Origin of the sequence: Thalassovita taeanensis, from assembly GCF_900110775.1 — a bacterium.
In the GTDB taxonomy this organism is placed as follows: domain Bacteria; phylum Pseudomonadota; class Alphaproteobacteria; order Rhodobacterales; family Rhodobacteraceae; genus Litorimicrobium; species Litorimicrobium taeanense.
On record NZ_FOEP01000001.1, the window covers coordinates 206,353 to 229,682 of the forward strand.

The 23,330-nt window shown below is 61.8% G+C and carries 22 protein-coding genes; 9 read left to right on the forward strand and 13 right to left on the reverse strand.

Annotated elements, in window-relative coordinates; all coding sequences use genetic code 11:
- Positions 1 to 41: 41 nt before the first annotated feature.
- From BSF79_RS00925 to BSF79_RS19665, 4 genes are all read right to left on the reverse strand, one after another.
- A complete protein-coding gene (locus BSF79_RS00925) occupies positions 42 to 1,349 on the reverse strand; it encodes an HlyC/CorC family transporter (protein ID WP_090266989.1) in 1,308 nt (435 codons plus the stop codon).
- A 109-nt stretch (positions 1,350 to 1,458) separates the two neighbouring features.
- Positions 1,459 to 2,397, reverse strand: coding sequence for a site-specific tyrosine recombinase XerD (locus tag BSF79_RS00930; protein WP_090266992.1), 939 nt, complete (start codon positions 2,395 to 2,397; stop codon positions 1,459 to 1,461).
- Positions 2,397 to 3,938, reverse strand: coding sequence for a hypothetical protein (locus tag BSF79_RS00935; RefSeq protein WP_090266996.1), 1,542 nt, complete (start codon positions 3,936 to 3,938; stop codon positions 2,397 to 2,399). Before BSF79_RS00935 ends, BSF79_RS00930 begins: the two co-directional genes overlap by 1 nt.
- Positions 3,928 to 4,095 carry a hypothetical protein gene (locus BSF79_RS19665; protein WP_175545218.1) on the reverse strand — a complete coding sequence of 56 codons (168 nt, stop codon included), beginning with the start codon at positions 4,093 to 4,095 and terminating at the stop codon, positions 3,928 to 3,930. The genes BSF79_RS00935 and BSF79_RS19665 overlap by 11 nt, the downstream gene beginning before the upstream one ends.
- A 99-nt stretch (positions 4,096 to 4,194) precedes the next feature.
- Between BSF79_RS19665 and BSF79_RS00940 the strand changes: the two genes are divergently transcribed.
- Positions 4,195 to 4,743, forward strand: coding sequence for a shikimate kinase (locus BSF79_RS00940; protein ID WP_090266999.1), 549 nt, complete (start codon positions 4,195 to 4,197; stop codon positions 4,741 to 4,743).
- Positions 4,740 to 5,852: a 3-dehydroquinate synthase gene (gene aroB, locus BSF79_RS00945; RefSeq protein WP_090267003.1), complete on the forward strand. Its 1,113-nt coding sequence runs from the start codon at positions 4,740 to 4,742 to the stop codon at positions 5,850 to 5,852. The genes BSF79_RS00940 and aroB overlap by 4 nt, the downstream gene beginning before the upstream one ends.
- 95 nt (positions 5,853 to 5,947) lie before the next feature.
- On the opposite strand, the gene tyrS is transcribed toward aroB, so the two are convergent.
- Positions 5,948 to 7,201, reverse strand: a complete 1,254-nt coding sequence (tyrS, locus tag BSF79_RS00950) for a tyrosine--tRNA ligase (protein ID WP_090267006.1) — start codon at positions 7,199 to 7,201, stop codon at positions 5,948 to 5,950.
- Positions 7,202 to 7,292: 91 nt separating this feature from the next.
- Here tyrS and BSF79_RS00955 point away from each other — a divergent pair, with 91 nt between their 5' ends.
- A complete protein-coding gene (locus tag BSF79_RS00955; protein ID WP_425443225.1) occupies positions 7,293 to 8,390 on the forward strand; it encodes an anhydro-N-acetylmuramic acid kinase in 1,098 nt (365 codons plus the stop codon).
- Positions 8,391 to 8,501: 111 nt separating this feature from the next.
- Here BSF79_RS00955 and BSF79_RS00960 read toward each other — a convergent pair whose 3' ends face one another.
- Positions 8,502 to 9,455: a radical SAM protein gene (locus tag BSF79_RS00960; protein ID WP_090267018.1), complete on the reverse strand. Its 954-nt coding sequence runs from the start codon at positions 9,453 to 9,455 to the stop codon at positions 8,502 to 8,504.
- A gap of 158 nt (positions 9,456 to 9,613) precedes the next feature.
- On the opposite strand from BSF79_RS00960, the gene zwf reads away from it, so the two are divergent.
- Genes zwf through pgi form a run of 3 tightly spaced genes read left to right on the forward strand, consistent with a single transcriptional unit; the run spans position 9,614 to position 13,349 of the window.
- Positions 9,614 to 11,068, forward strand: a complete 1,455-nt coding sequence (gene zwf / locus BSF79_RS00965) for a glucose-6-phosphate dehydrogenase (protein WP_090267023.1) — start codon at positions 9,614 to 9,616, stop codon at positions 11,066 to 11,068.
- Entirely contained in the window at positions 11,065 to 11,736 is a 672-nt protein-coding gene (gene pgl, locus BSF79_RS00970; RefSeq protein ID WP_090267025.1) for a 6-phosphogluconolactonase, read from the forward strand. The genes zwf and pgl overlap by 4 nt, the downstream gene beginning before the upstream one ends.
- A gap of 2 nt (positions 11,737 to 11,738) precedes the next feature.
- Positions 11,739 to 13,349, forward strand: a complete 1,611-nt coding sequence (gene pgi, locus BSF79_RS00975) for a glucose-6-phosphate isomerase (protein ID WP_090267029.1) — start codon at positions 11,739 to 11,741, stop codon at positions 13,347 to 13,349.
- Between the two features lie 339 nt (positions 13,350 to 13,688).
- On the opposite strand, the gene BSF79_RS00980 is transcribed toward pgi, so the two are convergent.
- From BSF79_RS00980 to BSF79_RS00995, 4 genes are all read right to left on the reverse strand, one after another.
- The gene (locus BSF79_RS00980; protein WP_090267033.1) at positions 13,689 to 14,459 is read right to left on the reverse strand and encodes a hypothetical protein; all 771 of its coding nucleotides are present in this window, start codon (positions 14,457 to 14,459) and stop codon (positions 13,689 to 13,691) included.
- Positions 14,460 to 14,569: 110 nt separating this feature from the next.
- Positions 14,570 to 15,844, reverse strand: coding sequence for a phosphopyruvate hydratase (gene eno, locus BSF79_RS00985; RefSeq protein ID WP_090267037.1), 1,275 nt, complete (start codon positions 15,842 to 15,844; stop codon positions 14,570 to 14,572).
- 123 nt (positions 15,845 to 15,967) lie between these two features.
- The gene (locus tag BSF79_RS00990) at positions 15,968 to 16,858 is read right to left on the reverse strand and encodes a DMT family transporter (RefSeq protein ID WP_090267040.1); all 891 of its coding nucleotides are present in this window, start codon (positions 16,856 to 16,858) and stop codon (positions 15,968 to 15,970) included.
- A 66-nt stretch (positions 16,859 to 16,924) separates the two neighbouring features.
- Complete coding sequence (locus tag BSF79_RS00995; protein ID WP_090267832.1) at positions 16,925 to 17,347, reverse strand: Fur family transcriptional regulator; 423 nt, start codon at positions 17,345 to 17,347, stop codon at positions 16,925 to 16,927.
- A 386-nt stretch (positions 17,348 to 17,733) separates the two neighbouring features.
- Here BSF79_RS00995 and BSF79_RS01000 point away from each other — a divergent pair, with 386 nt between their 5' ends.
- The gene (locus tag BSF79_RS01000) at positions 17,734 to 19,029 is read left to right on the forward strand and encodes a DEAD/DEAH box helicase (RefSeq protein ID WP_245776281.1); all 1,296 of its coding nucleotides are present in this window, start codon (positions 17,734 to 17,736) and stop codon (positions 19,027 to 19,029) included.
- Positions 19,030 to 19,129: 100 nt separating this feature from the next.
- Here BSF79_RS01000 and BSF79_RS01005 read toward each other — a convergent pair whose 3' ends face one another.
- The 3 genes from BSF79_RS01005 to BSF79_RS01015 all read right to left on the reverse strand — a co-directional run bounded on the left by BSF79_RS01005 (position 19,130) and on the right by BSF79_RS01015 (position 21,715).
- Entirely contained in the window at positions 19,130 to 19,663 is a 534-nt protein-coding gene (locus BSF79_RS01005; protein WP_090267046.1) for a DUF1697 domain-containing protein, read from the reverse strand.
- A gap of 6 nt (positions 19,664 to 19,669) precedes the next feature.
- Entirely contained in the window at positions 19,670 to 20,944 is a 1,275-nt protein-coding gene (locus BSF79_RS01010; RefSeq protein WP_090267049.1) for a cation:proton antiporter, read from the reverse strand.
- 63 nt (positions 20,945 to 21,007) lie between these two features.
- On the reverse strand, positions 21,008 to 21,715 hold the full coding sequence (locus BSF79_RS01015) for an endonuclease/exonuclease/phosphatase family protein (RefSeq protein WP_090267053.1): 708 nt from the start codon (positions 21,713 to 21,715) through the stop codon (positions 21,008 to 21,010).
- A gap of 39 nt (positions 21,716 to 21,754) precedes the next feature.
- Here BSF79_RS01015 and BSF79_RS01020 point away from each other — a divergent pair, with 39 nt between their 5' ends.
- Positions 21,755 to 22,390: a DUF2238 domain-containing protein gene (locus tag BSF79_RS01020; protein WP_090267057.1), complete on the forward strand. Its 636-nt coding sequence runs from the start codon at positions 21,755 to 21,757 to the stop codon at positions 22,388 to 22,390.
- A gap of 40 nt (positions 22,391 to 22,430) precedes the next feature.
- Positions 22,431 to 23,315 carry a DMT family transporter gene (locus BSF79_RS01025; RefSeq protein ID WP_090267060.1) on the forward strand — a complete coding sequence of 295 codons (885 nt, stop codon included), beginning with the start codon at positions 22,431 to 22,433 and terminating at the stop codon, positions 23,313 to 23,315.
- Positions 23,316 to 23,330 lie beyond the last annotated feature (15 nt).

The window sequence follows — 23,330 nt, forward strand, 5'->3', positions numbered from 1 at the left end:
ACATTTTCAAAATATCCCGCCGGAGGCTCCGACAGCGCGGCTCAGAGCGGCCGGATCTTCAAGTTGGTGATCCGGTTGTCCTTGCGACCCGTTACCTCAAACCGGAATCCGTGAAACGAAAACACTTGCCCCACGGTGGGGATCATCTGCGCCTCGTGAATCACCAGACCGGCTACAGTATTGGCTTCGTCATCCGGCAGGCTCCAATCGGTGGCGCGGTTCAGGTCGCGGATCGTCATTGCCCCGTCGATCAGGAAATGCCCGTCCTTGCTTTTCTGGATCGCCATATCGGCGTCGGGGTCGAATTCATCAGTGATCTCGCCCACGATCTCTTCCAGAATGTCCTCCAGCGTGATCAGCCCCTCAAGGCTGCCGTATTCATCCACCACCAGCGCGAAATGTGTCCGGCGGCGCAGGAATTGCCGCATCTGATCGTCCAGCGTCGTGGTGTCGGGAATGAAATAGGGCGGCATCGCCACGTCCAAAATCTTGAAGTCGCGCATCCCCTGCGCCGAGGCTTCGGCCCCGAACGCCATCCGGTGCATCCCGCGCAGCAGATCTTTGGCATGGACCACGCCAACGATATTATCCGGGTTGTCCTTGAACACAGGAAGCCGCGTGTGATTGCTCTCAAGACATTGTTTCAACAGGGTTTCAGGGTCGCTGTCGACATTGATCATCTCGATCTGACTGCGGTGCAGCATGATTTCTTCCACCGCGCGCTCGCCCAGATCCAGCGCCCCAAGGATACGGTCGCGGTCTTCTTTTTCGACCACGCCCTCGGAATGGCCCAGATAAAGCGCGCCCGCGATCTCTTCGCGCACCGCCAGAATCTGACTGTCGGGATCGGCTTGCACACCAAACAGCCGCAGCACCCCGCGCACCAGCCAGCGCACCGCGTTCACCATGGGCGAAAACACCGTGATCACTGCCTGGATCAGCGGCGCAACCCGCGCGGCGGCCGTTTCGGCATTGGTGATCGCATAGGTTTTCGGCAGCACTTCGGCAAAGATCAGAACCAGCAGCGTCATCACCAGCGTCGCCAGCGCCACACCGCTTTCGCCAAAGGCCCGCGTGAACAGCGCTGTCGCCAGCGAGGTCGCGAGGATATTCACAAGGTTGTTGCCCAGCAGGACCGATCCGATCAGCCGCTCGTTGTCCTCGGTGATCGCCAGCGCCCGCGCCGCCCCGGTCGAGCCCTTGTCAGCCTGCGCCCGCAGCTTGCCGCGCGACGCTGCCGTCAGCGCGGTTTCCGAGCCCGAGAAAAACCCAGACAAAACCAGTAGCAGAACTATCGCCGCCGCCGTCATCCAAAAGGCTCCGTCAAGAACAGTCGTTGCAGGTTCCATAGCGTTCATTTTCCTGTGCGTTCGCGAGGGTTATGGGGGGATGCCGGGCGGCAATCAAGGGACCATGCGCGGCAACGGCCCGATCCCGCGCGCGATTTTTCCTGTGCGCTCAGGTGCGCGGCGGGTCTTTGGCCAGCGGATGATGCTCCAGCACCAGCTCTTTCAGCCGCTCCTCAAGCACATGGGTGTAAATCTCGGTCGTGGCGACATCCGCATGCCCCAGCAGCGTCTGGATCGAGCGTAGATCAGCCCCATTCGCCAAAAGATGCGTCGCAAAGGCATGGCGCAGCGTGTGCGGCGTGACCTTGTCGGGCGAAACGCCGCCCTCAACCGCAAAGCCTTTGATCATCTGGAAAAACCGGTGCCGCGTCAGATGCCCGGCCTTGCCCCGGCTGGGGAACAAAAAGCGCGACGGCGGGGCGCCTTTCTGGCGGGCCTTGTCCTCGGCGCTGTCACGCTCGGCCAGCCAGACGCCAAGCGCTGCGCGGGCAGGCGGCGACAGCGGCACCATGCGCTCCTTGCCGCCCTTGCCGGTGATCAGCAGCATCCTCGGGTCGCCGCGCGCCGCCGCGACCGGCAGCGACACCAGCTCGGTCACGCGCATCCCGGTGGCGTACAGCAACTCCATCAGGCAGGTGTTGCGCAGCCGGTCGGCGGGGCTGCGGCCGTGGGTGCGGGCAGCGTCCAGCAAGCGGTCAACCTCGATCACCGACAGTGTTTTCGGCAGGCGCTTGTCGCGGCCCGGCCCGCTGATCTGGATCGCCGGATTGTCGGGGCGCAGCCCCTCGTCAAAGGCAAACCGAAACAACTGCCGGATCGCGGACAGCCGCCGCGCGCGTGTGGATTTCGCAAGGCCCTGCGCGTCGCAATGCACCAGATAGGATTCGATCTGCGCTTTTGCGATCTCGTCAAACCCAAGGCCCTGATCCGCCGCCCAACCGGCAAAATCCTTCAGATCACGGGCATAGGCCAGAAGCGTGTTATGTGCGGCGCCCAACTCGGCGGCCTGTGCTTCAAGAAAGGCGGATATCCAATTGATATCTTTCATCAAACGCCTCGCATCAGAAGCAGAATTTGCAGCGCGGCTTGGCGTGCCATGTCCTCCAGCCCAAGCGCGCGAAAGGTCGACAGCGCCGGAACCAGCTCTTTTGTCTCGCCCCGCACCGCTTGTTGATACAGCAGCATCGCCCGCAAGATCACCTCGCCCAGCTTGCCATCCTGCAAGTCGCGGGCAAACGTCGCGGGCGCGACGGTGCTGGCGAACGCGTCCTGAATGGCGCGCTCGGTCGCGGTGGGCGACGCCGACGGGCTCAGCGGCTGCCCCTGCGCCAATGAGGTCAGAAACGCCATCTGCGGCAGGCTCGCGCCCTTGGCTTTCGCTGCGGCCTCATATCCCGGCGACAGCAGCGCGATGCGATAGGCGGTTTCAGCGGCAGCGCCGGTCAGCGGCAGGCGCAGCAGGGCGTCGGCGAACAGCCGGGCAAACGGCGCCTCCAGCCGCGCGGCCTGCATCGCCACCCAGACCTGCGGCAACACCCGCGCGGCGGCGCCGGGATCGCCCGCTTTGATGGCGGTGTCGAACCTCTGCACCGCCTCGACCCGGTCCCAGATCCCGCCCGACGCGGCCGGCAGACGCTCGGAATAGATCCCCAGCAAGCGGTTATCGGCCAGCGCGGCGGTGCGCGCCAACCGCTCGGCTGCTTCGATCTTGGCCTTCCAACCGACCGTGCCACGCAGATCAGCCACCGCAAAAGCGCGCGGCAGCGGGGCGGTGGGCATCGGCTCGCCAATTGCTTCGCGCAGCCGGAAAATCAACGGCGAGGGGCGCACCGGCGGGTGCGGCAGCGGCTCGGCCTCGAACAGGTCCGAGTCAAGGAACCGCGACAAAAGCGCGTCTTCCTGGGTGGAAACAAAGCCCAGCACGCGTGCGGTATCCAGCGTCAGCGCGGCGGTCATCCAATCGCCGCTGCGCGCGGTGCAAAACACCCGCGCCGCATAGGATGGCGCAAGATGCGGCGCGCGCATCAGGGCCGCACAGGCCTGATCTTCATCTCCGGTCAGCAGCGTGGCATCGAACCAGCGCGAAAATAACGCGGGCGTCGTTGCCCCGGCCCGGTCCAGCAGCGCCTGCACCGGCTCCACCGCGCCCAAAGCCATCAGGCTGTCCAGCCGCGCCAGCAGAAACCGGCTGCTTGGGCCCGATCCTTGCGGCGCTTCGGCTTCGGTCAGCAGCAGGGTATAAAGCAGCGACTGCATCGCGGGCAGGTCATCAACCTTTTGCGCGCGCAGAAGATCCGCCAACTCGCCCGCCTGACTGGATTGCCACAGCGTGACCGGCAGCCCCGTCATGGAAGAGGACAATAACCCAACTGAATCGGGCGCGGGCTGATCCAGCGTCGAAACGTCGACACTTGGGCTTGTTGCGGTATCGGTCACCGGCGGTTCGGCCTGCGTTGCGCCGGTTTGTGGCGCAGCATGTTGCACCACCGGCGCCAACGCCGGGTCGTTCAACCAGTCAATTGCAGACAGCGGTGGCCCGGCCAATGCCGCAGCGGGCCAAAACGCCAGAACCGCCAGGCTAGCCCGCATCCAATACCACCGATTGCCGGATCTCCTGCTGCGGGGCGGAAAAATCAGCCCCCAGAAACGGCCCGAGATAGGCATAGACCGCCAGCGCAATCACCGCCAGAATCGCCAGAATAAAAAGCCATTTGATGATGCGCCCCATGGTCAACTGCCCGTTCATGGTGATTTTCCTGAACTTATAACTGGCCTTTTCGATAAGATCACGTCATTCAGTCGTGAAATTCAAAAAACGGCAGAGGATGGCCGAATTGGGCGCGGCATGAGCTGGGAATTGAAGAAAACTGTCGTTTTGGTCGGGATGATGGGCGCAGGGAAAACGGCCGTGGGCAAGGCCTTGGCCGCCCGGCTAGAGGTTCCCTTTCTCGATTCGGATGCCGAGATTGAAACCGCGGCAAACATGTCCGTCGCCGAGATTTTCACCCGCGACGGCGAAGCCTTTTTCCGCCAGAAGGAAAGTCAGGTGATCGAGCGGTTGCTGGACACCGAATGCTGCATCCTCTCCACCGGCGGCGGCGCGTTTCTGGCAGACCGCAACCGGAAGATGATTTCTGAAAAAGGCGTATCGGTCTGGCTGAACGCAGGCCTCAAGCTGCTGTGGCAACGTGTGCGGCACAAGGACAGCCGCCCGCTGCTGCGCACGGCAGATCCGTTCGCAACCCTGTCAGGCCTGTTTGAACAGCGCACGCCTATCTATATGAAGTCTGACCTGCAAGTGATTGTCGAGGATCGATTTTCTATCGAGGAAACGGCCGAACGCGTAATCGCAGCGCTGGAAACCCGCCCGGATGTGTTGGAGAAAATACCATGATGGAAACCGTTCACGTCGATCTGGGCGCGCGGTCCTATGACATTCATATCGGGCCGGGGCTTCTGGCCCAGTCCGGCGCGCTGATCGCACCGCTGCTGCGGCGCCCCCGCGTGGCGGTTGTTACCGATGAAAACGTGGCCCGCCTGCACCTCGAAAGCCTTAAGTCTGGCCTGCAAGCTGCTGGTATTGAAATGGTTTCCCTGACACTCCCCGCCGGAGAGGCGACCAAAAGCTGGCCGCATTTCACCCGAACCGTTGAATGGTTGCTCGAACAGAAGGTCGAGCGTAACGACGTGGTCGTGGCCTTTGGTGGTGGCGTCATCGGCGACCTGGTCGGCTTTGCCGCCGCCGTATTGCGGCGCGGGGTGCGGTTCGTGCAACTGCCCACCAGCCTGCTGGCACAGGTCGACAGCTCGGTTGGCGGCAAAACCGGGATCAACGCCCCGCAAGGCAAAAACCTGATCGGCGCCTTTCATCAGCCGTCAATGGTGCTGGCCGACACGCAGGTGCTTGGCACGCTGACCGAACGCGATTTCCTCGCCGGATACGGCGAAGTCGTCAAATACGGTCTCCTTGGGGACTTTGAATTCTTTCAATGGCTTGAAGCCAATGCTTCACGCGCTGCCGCAGGTGATATGGCCGCACGGATCTATGCTGTCAAACGCTCGGTGCAGATGAAAGCCGAAATCGTGCAACGCGATGAAACCGAACAGGGCGACCGCGCGCTGCTGAATCTCGGGCACACATTTTGCCATGCGCTGGAATCCGCTACCGGCTATTCTGATCGGCTGCTGCACGGCGAAGGCGTGGCAATCGGCTGCGCGCTGGCGTTCGAGCTGAGCGCGCAAATGGGCCTGTGCGCGCAAGAAGACCCAAGCCGCATTCGCGCCCACCTGCGCGACATGAAAACCAAGGTCGATCTTTCTGATATCCAAGGTGATTTACCAGATGCGGACGGGCTGATTGCTCTCATGGCTCAGGACAAAAAGGTCGTTGATGGCAAGCTGCGTTTCATTCTGGCACGCGGCATTGGCAAGGCATTCGTGACCGCCGATGTCGATCCGGCCTTGGTGCACAGCATCCTGACAGCGGCCCTGAAAAACCGCTGAGCCCCATTTTCACATTTTCAAAATATCCTCGGGGGAGGCGTTGAAAGCCCGAAGGCTTTCAACGTCGGGGGCTGACAGCCCCCTCTAACCTCACATCACTCGGCCAGCCGGATCAGCGCGTGGCGTTTCTTGCCCGCACTCAGCTTGACCGGCTCCGCCAGCGCGGCGGCGTCCAGCATCAGCCCGGCATCGCTCAGCGGCGCATCATCCATCCGCGCGCCGTTTTCCGAAATCAGCCGCTTGGCCTCTTTCCCGGTCTTGGCCAGCCCGCTGCGCACGATCAACTGCACGATGGAAATGCCATCGCCCAGCTCCTCACGGCTCAGCTCCAGCGTCGGCAGATCGTCACCCACACCGCCCTTTTCAAACACCTCGCGCGCGGTGGCTTCGGCGGCCGCAGCGGCCTCTGCCCCATGCAGCAGGGTGGTCACCTCATTCGCCAGAATGATTTTGGCGGCGTTGATCTCGGCCCCATCCAGTGCCCCAAGATGGTCGCATTCCTCGACCGGAAGCTCGGTATAGAGCTTCAGAAAACGCCCCGTATCCGCGTCCGTGGTGTTGCGCCAGAATTGCCAGAACTCATAGGGGCTCAGCATCTCGGGGTTCAGCCAGACCGCCCCATTCTGCGACTTGCCCATTTTCTTGCCGTCGCTGGTCGTCAGCAGCGGCGAGGTCAGTCCGAAAATCTGATGGTCCAGAACCCGCCGGGTCAGGTCGATGCCGTTGACGATATTGCCCCACTGATCCGATCCGCCCATCTGCAGCAAACAGCCATAGCGCCTGTTCAGCTCCAGAAAGTCATAGGCCTGCAGAATCATATAGTTGAATTCCAGGAACGACAGTGACTGCTCCCGGTCCAACCGCGATTTCACGCTTTCAAACGCCAGCATCCGGTTGACTGAAAAATGCCGCCCGATATCGCGCAGAAAATCCAGGTAATTCAACTCGTCCAGCCATTCGGCATTGTTCAGCATCAAGGCATCCGTCGGCGCGTCACCATAGGTGATATAGGCCGAAAACACCTGTTTGATGCCCGCGATATTGGCGTCGATCTGTTCGGGCGTCAGCAGCGGGCGTTCATCCGCACGGAACGACGGATCGCCTACCTTGGTGGTGCCGCCGCCCATCAGGGTGATCGGCTTGTGCCCGGTTTTTTGCAACCAGCGCAGCATCATGATCTGAATCAGGCTGCCCACATGCAAAGATTTCGCCGTCGCATCAAAGCCGATATAGGCGGGCACCACACCCTTGCTCAGCGCCTCGTCGAGGCCCTGGTAATCGGTGCAATCGGCCAGAAAACCGCGCTCGATCATGACACGCATGAAGTCCGATTTGGGGTGGTAGGTCATTGCTCTTGTCCCTTACAGCGTTGCGGAGCACTGTATAGAGTGCATTGGAAAAAGTGGGAACCGCTTTTCGGGTGGTTTTGTTGCGGGGGACATGCGGATGTGGAACGGGCAGGTGGTGCGGGCGTTGGGCACGATGTCGGGGACCTCGCTTGATGGGGTCGATGCGGCGTTGGTGGAAACCGACGGCGAACGGATCGTGGCATTTGGACCGACGCAATACCGACGTTATACCGACGTAGAACAGACAACCCTGCGCGGCGCTTTGGGCATGTGGCCCGGCGATGACATTCAGGCCGCGACGCGCCTCGTCGAAGACGCACATCTCGAGGCTCTGGCTGGGTTCGAGGGCTACGATCTGGTCGGGTTCCACGGTCAAACCCTCGCACATGATCCGCACGGACGCGGCACGCATCAAGCCGGGGACGGGGCGCGTCTGGCGCAGGCTTTGGGGCGCCCAGTGGTTTGGGATTTTCGCACCAACGATGTCCGTCTGGGGGGCGAGGGCGCGCCGCTGGCACCGTTTTTCCACTTCGCCTGCGCCAAGTGGATCGGGGCCGAAATGCCTCTGTGTTTTCTGAACCTTGGCGGTGTCGGCAACCTGACCTGGGTCGATCCGCGCAAGACCCGCCCCGAGGACCAAGGCGCACTTTTGGCCTTCGATACCGGCCCGGCAAACGCTCCACTCAACGATTTGATGCAGCAACGGCGCGGTCAGGCCTTCGACAAAGACGGCGCCCTGGCCGCCACGGGCGAGGTCGTCGCAGGTGCGCTGGAGCTGTTCCTCGATGATGGCTATTTTCGCAAAATGCCGCCTAAGTCACTGGACAGAGACGCATTTTCAGACATGCTTGATCTCGTCCGCGAACTTGCCGACGCCGATGCCGCCGCCACCATGACCGGCATGGCCGCCGCCGCAGTGATGCAAGCGATGGAGCATTGCCCAACCCCGCCTGATCGTCTGCTGGTCACCGGCGGCGGGCGGCATAACCCGGTGATGATGCAGATGCTGCGCGCAGGCCTCGATTGCCCGGTCGATCCGGTCGAAGCGGTCGGCCTCAACGGTGACATGCTGGAAGCGCAGGCCTTTGCCTATCTCGCCGTGCGGGTGGCACGCGGTCTGCCCACATCCTGCCCCACAACCACCGGCGTGCGCGCGCTGGTCGGTGGCGGCACCGTCAGCGGCACATAACTCTTTAAATATGCGGCTTCTTTCTGATGAAAATACTCCGGGGGGAGTGTTGAAAATCACCGATTTTCAACGTGGGGGGCAGCGCCCCCGAACTGCGCACCTCAGGTGGCGTCACGCAGAGCAGGACGCCCCGCCCAGCACGCAGAACTTGGCGCAATGCGGGTGGTTCAGCGCCACGTCCCCCTCGGCCTGTGCCAAGGTTTCCCCCAGTTCGAACTGCGGATCATAGGGCAACAACGTGCAGGCCAGAACCGCCGGGCGCGCCGCACCTTTGCGTTTGACCACCATCCGAGACGACGCGCACATCACGCTGTCGGGCGACTTGTTCAGAATGCCCCAGCACGCGGTGGTGATCTCTGGCACTTCGGCCGTGAGGTCCATTTCGGGGAACAGCACGCATTGCCCCGGATCGCTTGCCGCAATCGCATAGGATCGCGCCTGGAACAGGCGCCCATAGCCCGCGCGCGCCGCCGCATCCGATTCGTGCCACAACGCCCGGCCGGCCACGGCCATCGGCACGCCTGCGTCGCGCAGAAAGTCCATTCCGACCAATGTCTTGTCAAAACTTCCCGCACCGCGCTCGGCGTCATGCTGCGCGGCATCCCAGTGATCCAGCGACACCCGCAATGTTAGCTTTCCGGGGAAGGCTGCGTTCAGTGCCACGATGCCGTCGCGCATCGCCGGGCGCATCATCGGCAGCATGGCGTTGGTCAAGATCAGCACGTCGTACCCCCGCTCCAGCACCGCGCGGGCCATGCCGATCATCTCGGGGTTCATGAAGGGCTCACCACCGGTGAAGCCGATCTCGCGTACACCCCAGGCCCGATGCTCAAGCTGATTCAGATACTCCGACACCTCGGATACGCTCAGATAAACCAGCGCATCATTGCTGGGCGAGCTTTCGATATAGCAATTGGCGCAGGTAATATTGCAAAGCGTCCCGGTGTTGAACCACAGCGTTTGCGGCTTGTTCAACGGCACGCGGGCGCGGGGCTGGCCATCTGCGGTCAGGTCGGGGTTGCGAAACTTTCCCTGATTGGCAGCGGGCGTATTGGTGTCTTTCATGCGGGGTATCAGTCCTCGGTGATTGCTAGGCAGGCTATCGTGCAGATAGGCCTGTTGGAAGCACAGGTTTTGCGCCTGACACCATTGTGAACCGGGCCGGGCATGGTAAAGTTGCCCTGATGCCCCCAAGGGGCCCGGTGTATAACGAAGGACATGGTATGGTTTCGCGCGTTATTCCGGTGGACCCGTTTGATCTGGTGATCTTCGGCGGCACTGGCGATCTGGCTCGTCGCAAAATTCTGCCCGCCCTGTTTCGCCGCTTTTGCGCGGGTCAGATGCAGGAAGGCACGCGGATCATCGGGGCCGCCCGCGCCGAGATGGACGATGTCGATTACCGCGCTTTCGTCGCCGAGGCGTTGATTGAATTCAACGATGGGCACGGCTGCGAAGAGGGGACGATCGCCGCTTTTCAGCGCATCTTGTCCTATGTAACGTTGGATGCGCTTGGCGAAAATGGCTGGGCTGATTTGGCCGCAAAAATGCATGACGGACGGGTGCGGGCGTTTTATTTCTCGGTCGGGCCAAGCCTGTTTGGGGCGCTGGCTGAAAAGCTGCACGAACACGGAATGGCCGATTCCGACACCCGGATCGTGGTGGAAAAGCCCTTTGGCCGCGATCTGTCCACGGCGAAGGCGCTGAATCGGGCCTTGGCGGATCATTTCGACGAAGGTCAGATTTACCGGATCGATCACTATCTGGGCAAGGAAACCGTGCAGAATCTGATGGCGATCCGCTTCGGCAACATGCTGTTTGAGCCGCTGTGGAACAGCCAATACGTGGATCACATCCAGATCACCGTGGCCGAAACGGTGGGCGTTGGTGGGCGCGGTGAATATTACGACCGCTCGGGCGCGATGCGCGATATGGTACAGAACCACCTGATGCAGCTGCTGTGCCTGATCGCGATGGAGCCGCCGGCCAAGTTCGAACCCGACTCGGTGCGCGATGAAAAGCTCAAGGTGATCCGGGCGTTGGACGAGGTTCTGCCGGATCAGATCGTGCGTGGGCAATACCTCGCTGAGGGGGACAAGCCGGGCTATCTGGACCATGTGGAAACCACGGATTCGACCACCGAAAGCTTCATCGCGCTGAAGGTGCACATCAGCAACTGGCGGTGGGCGGGCACGCCGTTTTACCTGCGCACCGGCAAGCGGCTTAAGGCCCGCAGCAGCGAGATTGCAGTGGTGTTCAAAGCGACCCCGCATTCGATTTTCGGACCCGAGGCAGGGCGCCACCGCAATATCCTGACGATCCGGTTGCAGCCCAACGAGGGCATTGATCTGGACGTGACAATCAAAGAGCCGGGGCCGGGCGGGATGCGGCTGATCGACGTGCCGCTGGACATGACCTTTACCGAAGCGCTGGGACCCGACGCCGAGGATGTGGCGGATGCCTATGAGCGGCTGATCATGGACGTGGTGCGGGGCAATCAGACGCTGTTCATGCGCGGCGACGAGGTCGAGGCCGCCTGGGCCTGGACCGATCCGATCATCGCAGGCTGGGAGACGCGCGGCGACGACCCGATTGCTTACGAGTCGGGCAGTTCCGGCCCCGAGGAAGCGCTGGCGCTGATGCACCGCGACGGGCGGAAGTGGCGCGAGGTACGAGCATGACCTTTCTTGAATATCCCGACCGCGAGATGATGGCGATTGATCTGGCCAACAGCCTGGCGGCCGAGCTTTCAGGCGTGTTGATGCACGAGGAGCGGGCGAGCTTCGTGGTGCCCGGCGGTACAACGCCCGGCCCGGTATTCGACAGCTTATGTGCGGCGGATCTGGACTGGGACCGGGTGGATGTGCTGCTGAGCGACGAGCGCTGGGTGCCGCTCGACCACCCACGCTCGAACACGCGGTTGCTGCGCGAACGGTTGCTGGTCGGGCGCGCCGCGGCGGCGCATCTGTTGCCGATGTATGCGCAGACCGACCAGGCAGAACAGGCGATCCCCGAGCTGGAGGCTGCTTTGCGGCCCTGTTTGCCGATTTCGGTGGCGCTGTTGGGGATGGGATCGGATATGCACACCGCGTCGTTGTTTCCGAGGGGCGACAACCTGCGGCTGGCGCTGGATCCGCATGCGCCGATATTGATACCGATGCGCGCGGACGGGACCGAAGATCAGCGGCTGAGCTTGAGCGCGCGGGTTCTACGCGAGGCGCTTTCGCTGCACGTGGTGATCACCGGGAACGACAAGCGCGATGCACTGGAACGCGCCCGGCACCTGACCCCGCAGGAAGCACCGGTCGCAGCTATTTTGGATTACGCAATCGTACATTGGGCAGAGTGAAAATGGATTGGAACGGACTGGCGGATCTGGGCGAAAAAGCCCGGTCACGGCACATTCTGGAGCTATTTGAAAAGGATGATCGGGATCAGGTTTTCTCAAGAACATTTGACGGGCTACTATTTGATTTCAGCAAGACAAATATTGACGAAACGACACTGTCGGCGCTCGTTGCGCTGGCGCGCGATGCGCAGGTCGAACCCCGGCGCGATGCGATGTTTCGGGGCGATCTGATCAATATAACCGAAGACCGCGCCGTGCTGCATACCGCGCTGCGTGCCCCTGAGGGAACAGTGATCAAGGTGGGCGGGCAGGACGTGATGCCAGAGGTTCTGGCAACGCGGGCCCGCATGGCGACGTTTGCACAGGCGGTGCGTGATGGCGCGTTTTCCGCGCAGGGCGGCAAGATCACCGATGTGATCAATATCGGCATTGGCGGGTCTGATCTGGGCCCGGTGATGGGTGTGCTGGCGTTGGCGCCTTATCATGATGGGCCGCGGGTGCATTTCGTCTCGAACGTGGATGGCGCGCATATCGCCGACACGCTGCGGGGGCTGAACCCGGAAACAACGCTGGTGATTGTGGCCTCCAAGACCTTCACCACGAGCGAAACCATGACCAACGCCGCCACCGCGCGCGACTGGATGGCAGCCAAGGTGGCCGATGTCGGCGCGCAATTCGTCGCGCTTTCTACAGCCGAGGAAAATACCGCGGCCTTCGGTATCGCGCCCGAGCAGGTGTTCGGGTTCGAGGATTGGGTTGGCGGGCGCTATTCCATGTGGGGGCCAATCGGGCTGAGCATGATGATCGCCATCGGGCCTGAGGATTTCACCGCGTTCCTGCGCGGCGGCGCCGCGATGGACGCGCATTTCCGCGAGGCCGCGCTGGCGGACAACCTGCCGGTGCTGCTGGCGCTGGTAGGGTTATGGCATCATCAGGTGATGGGCTATGCCACGCGGGCGGTTCTGCCCTATGAACAGCGGCTGCTACGGCTGCCTGCCTATCTTCAGCAGCTGGAGATGGAAAGCAACGGCAAGCGCGTGGCAATGGATGGCAGCGACCTGGACCGGGTGTCCGGGCCTGTGATCTGGGGCGAGCCGGGCACCAACGGCCAGCACGCGTTCTATCAGCTGATCCATCAGGGGATGGAGATCGTACCGTGCGAATTTATGGTTGGCGCGCAGGGCCATGAGCCGGATCTGGCGCATCACCACACGCTGTTGGTGGCCAATTGTCTGGCGCAATCCGAGGCGCTGATGCGTGGGCGGTCATTGGATCAGGCCCGCGCCATGATCTCGGATATGGGCTTTGACGATGCCGAGTTGGAACGCCAGGCGCGGCACCGGTTTTTTCCGGGCAACCGTCCTTCGACCACGCTGGCCTATGATCGTCTGACGCCGCGCCGTTTGGGGCAAATCGTGGCGCTGTATGAACATCGGGTTTTTGTCGAAGGCGTGATTTTGGGCATAAATTCCTTTGATCAATGGGGGGTGGAGCTTGGCAAGGAACTGGCGGCAGGGCTGGGTCAAATCCTGTCGGGAGAAGAGGCGGCAGATGGCAAGGATGGCTCTACGCGGATGCTGGTGGCCTATATGATGGGTAATGCTGCGCGATAGCCGTATCTTGCCTTCCAGCATGGCGCGCGCCGCGACGTGCAAACAAGGAATGCGGAGCGGGTTTTCGGCAAGGTTGCAATGACGGATCAGCCGGACATGTCAAAGCCCGCGCCCTGAAAGTCGAGAGGAACGGCCCCCGATCCTGTATGCGACCCTATTGCGTGCGGCTTTTATTGGCGCCCTGCGGGCTGGCGGTTGCCGCTGCATAAGGGGCAGGTGCACGATGATCCGGTCGGCAGCCACGGGTGGCATTCGGTGCGATATGCCCCTGCACAAAGCATGCACAAACTATGCACAACGCATGCATATCACGGGCGCCGCATGACGGGGCGCGCCGGGTCAATGCTTGCGTTTGCGTTTGCCTGTTGTTTTTTTCTCCTCGGTCAGAATGGCGTAGAGTTGTAGAAGGTCGTCACTTTCAACGCCGTTCTTTGCTGCCATTTCGATTTCCGCCCGAGCTGTGGCCGGTCCGTAGAGACCATCGATTGTTAGATTTCTGGCGCCTGAATATTGCAGGACCCCTTGTCTAAGGGCGACGCAGGCTGTGTTGCTTGGGTCCAGCAGCGATGGATTTTCATACCGCAATTGGGTTCGCATATGATGCGCGATTTCTGCTTGGCCGGTAATGTGCGCCGAGCACGTCGTGCTGACGTTCGGGCGCGTGAAAAAGTCTTGGCGCCACGCGCCATCCGCGGTTGCCACTGCGGAGAGGGTCGCGGTGACGAAACCACCAACCAGTATGATCCTTTGGACACGGCCAGACACGCAGCCGAAGCGGACGCTGAGCACCACGTCGGACAGAACGAGGAACGGGACGCCGTCGGGAAGAAGGTTTACGAGTTCCTCGTCGAGCTTTGCAATGGCCGCGTTGATCGAGATGATCAGGGCTTTGCGGTCGTCATCGTTCGGCGGCCGAAAAGATTTGGAGTTTGACGAGCGGGCCCAGTCCGTGGCGGTCAGAATTCGATGACCGGAAAGAAGCTCTGTAACAGCGTCCTGATAAACATGCGCCGCGGTCGGTGCGGGATCTTTCGCAAGACTTCCGGGGTGCTTGACGATGAAATCGGCGTGTAGCGTGATCAGTTTCGTTTCTGAACCTTCAAACATCATACCCGGATCTGTTTTGTAAATCTCGGACTATTGTTAGCGTCATTGCCGGGTCATGAATAGAAAAACCCGCCGGAGGGCCGACGGGTTTTTCTTGTCAGGTCGGGCGCGGTTCAGCGCAGGATCGAACGCCCGGCATATTCGGCGGTTTCACCAAGCGCCTCTTCGATGCGGATCAGCTGATTGTATTTCGCCAGCCGGTCAGAGCGCGCGAGGCTGCCGGTCTTGATCTGACCGCAGTTGGTGGCGACGGCCAGATCGGCAATCGTTGCGTCCTCGGTTTCACCCGAGCGGTGCGACATCACGTTGGTCATGCGGGCGCGATGCGCCATGTCTACCGCTTTAAGAGTCTCGGTCAAGGTGCCGATCTGGTTGACTTTTACCAGCATGGAGTTGGCGCAGCCGCGCTCGATCCCCATGGCCAGACGCTCGGGGTTGGTGACGAACAGATCGTCGCCGACCAGTTGGATCTTGTCGCCAAGCGCCTCGGTCAGGGCTTTCCAGCCGTCCCAGTCATCCTCGGACATACCGTCTTCGATCGAGATGATCGGGTAATCCGCGACCAGCGCCGCCAGATAGGCAACGTTTTCTTCGGAGGTCAGCGACAGGCCTTCGCCCTTCAGCTCGTACTTGCCACCCTTGTAATATTCAGTGGCGGCGCAATCGAGCGCAAGATAGATATCCTCGCCCGGTTTGTAGCCTGCTTTTTCGATAGATTTCAGAATGAAATCAAGCGCGTCGCGGGCAGAGCTGATGTTGGGAGCAAAGCCGCCCTCGTCGCCGATGCCGGTGGACAGACCTGCGGCGGACAGCTCTTTTTTCAGGGTGTGGAACACTTCGGACCCCATGCGCACAGCCTCGCGGATCGAGGTGGCCGAGACCGGCATGATCATGAATTCCTGAATGTCGATCGGGTTGTCGGCATGTTCGCCGCCGTTAATGATGTTCATCATCGGCACCGGCAGGGTGCGGGCCGAGGTGCCGCCGATATAGCGGTACAGCGGCTGCGCGGTGAAGTCGGCGGCCGCTTTGGCACAGGCCATGGAGACGCCGAGGATGGCATTGGCGCCAAGGCGGGCTTTGTTCGGGGTGCCGTCCAGTTCGATCATCGCCATGTCGATGGCGACCTGCTCGGTCACGTCCATGCCCAGCAGCTCTTCGGCGATTTCGCCGTTGACGGCGGCGCAGGCTTCCAGAACGCCCTTGCCCATATAGCGGCTTTTGTCGCCATCGCGGCGCTCGACTGCCTCGTAAGCGCCGGTCGAGGCGCCCGAGGGCACGGCGGCGCGGCCCATGGTGCCGTCTTCGAGGATCACGTCCACCTCGACGGTGGGATTGCCGCGGCTATCAAGAATTTCGCGGGCGTGGATGTCGATAATGGTGCTCATTGGGCTTTGTTCCCTTGGGTTGACTAAGGCCGTTGAGCCGCTTTTAGAGCGCCCACGACCCAAGGGAAAGGGCCTGAGCCGACGTTTGCGCAAACGGTCGGAAATTGGCGCGCTTTGGTCTGTTTATTCGTCGAGCATTGGCACCAGACGGGCGGCGGCGCGGCGTTCGCGCAGGAACGTATAGAGCCCGGTGATGATAATCAGTGCAGAGCCGACATAGGTCAGAAGATCGGGGCGTTCGCCAAACACCAGCATCCCCAGCGCGATGGAAAAGATCAATCTGGTATAGCGGAACGGGGTGACGGCCGCCGCATCACCCATGCGGGTGGCAGACACGATGGCATAGTACCCCAGAACCCCGAACACCAGCGCGCAGGCCATTTGGCCGACGTCCACCAGGGTCATCGCCTGCGGCGTTGCGCCGGTGATCAGCAAAAGTGGCAGGCCGGCCACGCCAATCGCCGCAAAACCATAAAAGGACACGACGGTCGAAGACATCGCCTGCGGCAGCCTGCGCGAGGTCAGATCGCGGGTCGCGATGGCCACAACGGCCCCCAACACAAACAGCGAGGCGGGTTGAAACCCCGTCATGCCGGGGCGGATGATGATCAAGACGCCGACAAAGCCCAAAAGGATCGCCGACCAGCGCCGCCAGCCCACTTGTTCGCCCAGAAACACCGCTGCACCAAGGGTAATGGCCAGCGGTGTGGCCTGAAACACGGCTGATACCGTTGATATCGGCACCAGCGACAGCGAGGTGATGAAAAACAGCGCCGCAAAGCCCTCGGACAGGGTGCGCAGGGCAAGCGCGCCGTTGCGAATGGTGGCCGGACCGAACAGTCGCTGGCCCTGCCGGGCGGCCAAAAGCCCGAATACCAGCGCGCCGCCCAAGCCAAGCGTGGCCATGACCTGTCCCGTGGGGATCGTTTCGGTCATGCGCTTGATGAACATGTCCTCAAGCGAGAAAAAGGCCATGGACAGGATGACCAGGAAGATGCCGCGCAGGTTGTTCATGGGGTGTCCGTTCACCAGGTCTTGTGGCCTCCGCTTAGGCGGGTTTGACCAGATGGTAAAGCGAGTTCAGCCGCGCGCAGGTTTTTTGATCGGCACGCCGTAAAGTTCCAGTTTATGCCCCTTCAGGCGATACCCCAGCTTCTCGGCGATCTTTTCCTGCAAGGCTTCGATCTCGGGGTCGCAGAACTCGATCACCTCGCCCGAGTTCATGTCGATCAGGTGGTCGTGATGTTCGCGGTCGGCGTCCTCGTACCGGGCGCGGCCATCACCGAATTCCAGTTTGTCGAGAATCCCGGCCTCTTCGAACAGCTTCACGGTGCGATACACGGTGGCGATGGAAATGCGCGGATCGCTGGCACTGGCGCGGGCGTACAGCTCCTCAACATCGGGGTGATCGTCGGAGTCCTGCAAGACGGCGGCAATGGTGCGGCGCTGGTCTGTCATGCGCAGGCCCTTGGCTTCGCAACGCGTGATGATTGTGTCGGTCATGGCCTGTTCCTGATCGTCGTCCTGTGCGTGGGTGTAGCTGTTGGGCGCGGGCATTTCCACCGATTTTGACGCAAATGAGCCGCGGCGGACGCGGCGGCATATGTGCTTGTGACTTGACTTTGGCCGCGACAAGGGTCATGTGCTGCATCAAGAGATGCCCTCTGCCGCGTGAGCAGGGGCCGCTATGGTTGTTTGCCACAGGGCAACATCCGCGGTCAAAGGGCATCACGGTATTTTCCCAAAATCACGCGTGGGAGGAGCGTTTCGGCGGTTTGCAGGGCAAGAGGCCCGTAAGCTGGATCCGGCGCGCAACCACGAAGGCGGTCCTGATTGGGCTGCAACACGAGGGCTTTTGGCATGTCTGCCGGGCCCCGGAAGGATATATTGTGAACCAATTCGAAATGATGGGCCTGCCCACCACTCTTGTGAACCGTCTGGAAAAGATGGGGATCACCGAACCGACCCCGATTCAGACCCACGCCATTCCGGTCGCGCTGGACGGCAAAGACGTGATGGGGCTGGCGCAGACCGGCACCGGTAAGACGGCGGCCTTTGGTTTGCCGCTGGTCACGCTTTTGTCGGGTCAGGGACGGCCTGCGCCCAAAGCGGTGCGCGGTCTTGTACTGGCGCCGACTCGTGAGCTTGCCAAACAGATCATGGAAGCCTTGCAGGAGTTCGTGCAGGGCAGCCCGATGAAAGTGGCGCTGGTTGTGGGCGGCATGTCGCTGAACGCACAGGCAAAACGGCTTGAGCGCGGCGTTGATATTCTGGTGGCCACACCCGGCCGCCTGATCGACCTGCTGGATCGTCGCGCGCTGTCGCTGGCAGAGACGAAGTTCCTGGTGCTGGACGAGGCCGACCAGATGCTGGACCTTGGCTTTATCCACGCGCTGCGCAAGATCGCGGGAATGCTGCCTGCTGGGCGTCAGACCATGCTGTTTTCGGCCACCATGCCCAAGCAGATGGCCGAGATTGCCGATTCGTATCTGAACAACCCGGTGCGGGTGCAGGTAAATCCGCCGGGCAAAGCCGCTGAAAAGATTGAACAGTCGGTGCATTTCATCGCCAAGTCGGAAAAGACGAAACTGCTGATCGAGCTGCTGGACAAGCACCGTGACGAGCTGGCGCTGGTTTTTGGCCGCACCAAGCACGGGATGGAAAAGCTGTCGAAACAGCTTGAGAATGCCGGGTTTGCTGCGGTGTCGATCCACGGCAACAAAAGCCAAGGTCAGCGCGACCGCGCGATCAAGGCGTTCCGCTCGGGCGAGGCGCGGGTGCTGGTGGCGACGGATGTCGCGGCGCGCGGTCTGGATATTCCGGACGTCAAGCACGTGTACAACTTCGAACTGCCCAACGTGCCGGAAAACTATGTCCACCGGATTGGCCGCACAGCGCGGGCCGGTCGTGATGGTGCCGCGATCGCATTTTGCAGCCCGGATGAAATGGGCGAATTGCGTGATATCCAGAAGGTGATGAAGATTTCGATCCCCGTCGCCTCGGGGCGCGCGTGGGAGCCTGTGGATCAGCCCGGCAAAAAGCCTTCGGGCGGTGGCAATCGTCGTCGTAGTGGCGGCGGTGGCGGTGGCAAGCCCGGTGGCGAGCAGGGCCGTCCGTTCCGGCGTCGGAGCGGCGGTGGCGGTGCGGGCCGCGGTGCGCGCGGTGGTGCCAAGGCGGCATCCTAATACCCCGCACAAGGGTGGCCGTGGGGCGTGGCCCCACACCCCCAGCGTATTTGAACAAGATGAAACGGGGGGCGGTCTCGCCCCCCGTTTTCATGTCAGCCTAGCTGTGCGCCAGAGCCATAACCGCGCGCAGCGAGTTGAGGTTGCGGGCGGTGCACACACTGCCTGCGGCACGTTCGATCCGCGCGGGGAGTTTCGATTTCCCGATCCCCTTCGGCGCGTGCACGATCAGGCAACGGCCTTTGAGCGATAAGACTTCATCCGATGTGCAGTCGGGTGTCAGGCGGGCAAGGGTATCGTCGGCGGGGGCGTCGGCGAAGATATGGAACCACAGGTTCTTGGGATCGGCCTGTTCCACGAAGGGCGCTTCGGCAACGATATTCGACAGGTCGGGCAGGGACAGCGCCAGCACGGCGGGGCGAAAGCCGAACTGGGCCGCGATCTGTCCGGCGATGTTGTTGCACAGGGCGGCGGCATCGGGTTCGGGGTGGTCCATCACCACATTGCCGGACTGAATATAGGTCTGTACGGCAGATGCGCCGTTTTGTGTCAGAAGATCGCGCAGTGCGGCCATCGGCAGCTTGCCATGGCCGCCCACATTCACACCGCGCAGCAACAGAACCCAGCGCGGCATGGCGGCTTAGACCAGATCGGGTTCGCGGCCCACTTTGTTGGCCAGCTTGGCCACGGTCAGACCCTGCACGATGATCGAGAAGATCACGACCATGAACGTCGCGGTCAGAATCATCGGTTTCCATTCACTGTCGGGCAGGGCCAGCGCCAGGGCGACCGAGATGCCCCCCTTCAGCCCACCCCAGGTCATGATCGGGATAACGCCGGGGCCAAAGGCACGCCAAGGGCTGAGCAGCATCACCGGCACCGCAACGGCAACCAGACGCGCGAACAGCGCCAGCACGATCGCAAAGGCGCCGGCAGTGACAACCTGCATGTCGAAGGCGACGGCAAAGACCTCGAACCCGATCAGAAGGAACAGGACGGCGTTCAGGATCTCATCAATCAGTTTCCAGAAGGCATCGACGTATTTGCGGGTTTCCTCGGACATGCCGTGTTTGGCGCCGATATCGCCGATCAGCAGCCCCGAGCAGACCGCCATGATCGGTGCAGAAACATGCAAGAACACCGCCAGCTCATAGCCGCCAAAGGCCAGGCCAAGCGTCAGCAGTACCTCAAGCGAATAATCATCGATCTGGCGCATCACGCGGAAGACCAGCCAGCCCAGAACAATGCCCAGAACGGCGCCGCCGACGGCCTCTTGCAAGAACAGCATCGCGGCGTCCTGATAGACGTTGCCATTTGGATCGGCACCGTGACCTGCGCCGTGGCCCGCGATCGCAGGGAATGCGATGGCGACCAGCACCAGATAAACGACATAGCCGACGCCGTCGTTGAACAGGGATTCGCCCGCGATCTTTGTTTCCAATGATTTGCGCAGGTTGGCCTCGCGCAGGACCCCCATGACAGCAACCGGATCGGTGGGCGAAATCAGCGAGCCAAAGACCAGCGCGATCATCAGCGGCATCCCGGTTACCCAGCTGAACCCAAAGCCAACCACCACTGTCGACAGACCCACGCCCAGCGTCGCCATCAGCACCACAACAGGCCATTGCGCCCGCAGGTCGGCCAGCTTGACATGCAGCGCCCCGGCAAACAGCAACAGGCCCAGCATCCCTTCAAGCAGCGCGTCGGAAAAGTCGATCCCCAGCACCACCGAACGCGCCGTGTCGGCCATACCAAGCGCGGGCCACAGAAGATCCAGCCCCAGCACCGAAAGCGAGGCCAGCAGTGACACCACAAGAATGCCGATCGCCGAGGGAAGTTTCAGGAACAGATAGTTGATCGCGCCAAAGGCACCGGCCAGAACGATCAGAAGCGAGGTGATCTGGAGCAGGGTCATGTGATGGCTTTCCTTTGGCTGAATTCTCTTTGAACTAGCATAGGTTGCGACAGCGCAAAAGGGTCAGGGTTTAGGGTGGTGCCCGAGGTCGGCCCAGATCGGCAGATGATCCGAGGCGATGCGCGCGGGCTGCGCCAGATGCACGCCGGTGGCCAGAGCCTTGAGCTGCGGCGACAGGGCAAAGCGATCCAGCGGTGCCACTGGGCGCAGCGCCGGAAAGCTGGCGCGGGCAGGCAGAAAGCTCAGCCCCTGCGCGATGGTATCCATCGCCATGCCCGAGCCCCATTCATTGAAATCCCCTGCCAGAACGGTGGGCATGTGCGGCAGGTCACGCAGGTGTCGGATGATCGCCGCCATCTGCAACAGCCGGTATCGCCGGATCAGTCCAAAGTGCAGGCCCAGCACCCGCAGCGGGCCGATCGAGGTGTCAAGATCGGCGCGGATCGCGCCGCGCGGCTCGAGCCCCGGCAGTTCGATATGCGCGGTGGACAGCAGCCCGACACCGGGACGCACCAGCATCGCATTGCCGTGCCACCCCAACGAGCCGCCGGGCTGACCGAAGGGCAGGATGCGCCAGCCGTCATCCTCGATCATTTCGTGCGGCAGGGCCGCGGGGCGCGGCGGCAGCCGTTTATCGGCCTCTTGCAGCACGACGATATCGGCCTGTAGCGCCGCGATAACCGTCAAGGACCGGTCAGGGCGGCGGCGCAGGTCAAGGCCGACACATTTTTGCAGGTTGTAGCTTGCTATTCGGCAGGGGGATGCGGTCATAGTTGCACTATCAACATGCGGCAATGAGGAAGTCACGAGGTGTTTGCGGAACAGACTTGGCTGGCGCGGGGAATTTGGCTGTTGCTGTTCATTTTTGCGGCGGGGGCCCTGATCACCGGGCGCTGGTCGTTGGCGTTTGTGTCAGCGGCGACGCTGGTGCTGTCGCTTTTGCCGGTGGCCGTGGCCCGCTGGGCCGAGGTGGTGGTGCCGCCCAGCTTTATCGCGGCGGTGGTGGCATTTGTTGGCGGCACGCTGTTTCTGGGCGAGGTATATGATTTCTACGAGCGCTTCTGGTGGTGGGACATCGCCATGCATGGCGGCAGTGCTGTTGGCTTTGGACTTATCGGATTTGTCTTGGTTTTCATGATGTTTCAGGGCGATCGTTATGCGGCCCCTCCGATTGCGGTGGCATTTTTCGCCTTTTGTTTCGCGCTGGCAATGGGCGGAATGTGGGAGATTTTCGAGTTTAGCGTCGATCAGGCGATGGGCACGGCAATGCAGAAATCCGGCCTGCTGGACACGATGGGGGATATGATCGTCAATACGGTTGGCGCGCTGATTGGCGCGGGGGCTGGCTGGGCCTATCTGAAAGGGCGCGAACGGGTCGGGCCGATGGGGGTGATCGACGATTTCGTGCGCCGCAACCCAAAATATTTCTCACGCAGGCGTAAATAGAGCCGTTGACGGGGCCGGTATCTGGGCCTCATGTGGCGCGATGGAACGCAAAGACAGAATAGACGCCATTGGCGCACTCGCGCTGACGGGATTCGCCATTGTGCTGGCCTTTAACCAGGTCGTCATCAAGCTGGGAAATGGCGGGTTTCAACCGGTCTTTATGGCGGGGCTGCGGTCGCTGGGCGCGCTTGTGGTGCTGCTGGTCTGGATGCGGATCCGAGGGGTCCGGCTGAGCTTTCCTGTGGGCACAGTGGTGCCCGGGCTTTTGCTGGGCGGGCTGTTCGCCTTTGAATTTGTTTGTCTTTTCTGGGCGTTAGATCATACCAGCGTGGCGCGCGCCTCGATTCTGTTTTATTCGATGCCGGTGATCTTGTCATTGGCCGCGCATTTCACGCTGCCCGGCGAGCGGCTGACGCCCCTGCGTTTGCTGGGGCTGGGATTGGCGATGGCGGGGGTGGCAGTGGTACTGTCACAGCGCAATGGCGGGCAGGCCAGCCTGCTGGGCGATCTGGCAGCGCTTGGGGCGGCGTGTGGCTGGGCCGGGATCGCGCTGAGCGTGCGGCTGACTTCGATCAGCAAGGTTGTGCCCGAGATGCAGCTGTGGTGGCAGCTGGTGGTCTCGTCTGTGCTGCTGCTGGGGCTGGCGCCGCTGTTCGGGCCGCTGCTGCGCGATCCGGGGCTATGGCATGTGGCGGGGCTGATGTATCAGATCATCGCCGTTGCCAGTTTCGGCTTTCTGTTCTGGTTCTTCTTGATGAAGATCTATCCGGCCTCCAGCGTGGCGAGCTTCAGCTTTCTGTCGCCCGTGATCAGCGTGGTGCTGGGCTGGTTGATATTGGGCGAGCAGATTGGTGGGGCCGTCATCGTGGCGCTGGTGCTGGTGGCGCTGGGGATCGTGCTGATCAACCGCAGGCCCGCATCGTAAGCGGCAAAATTGAGT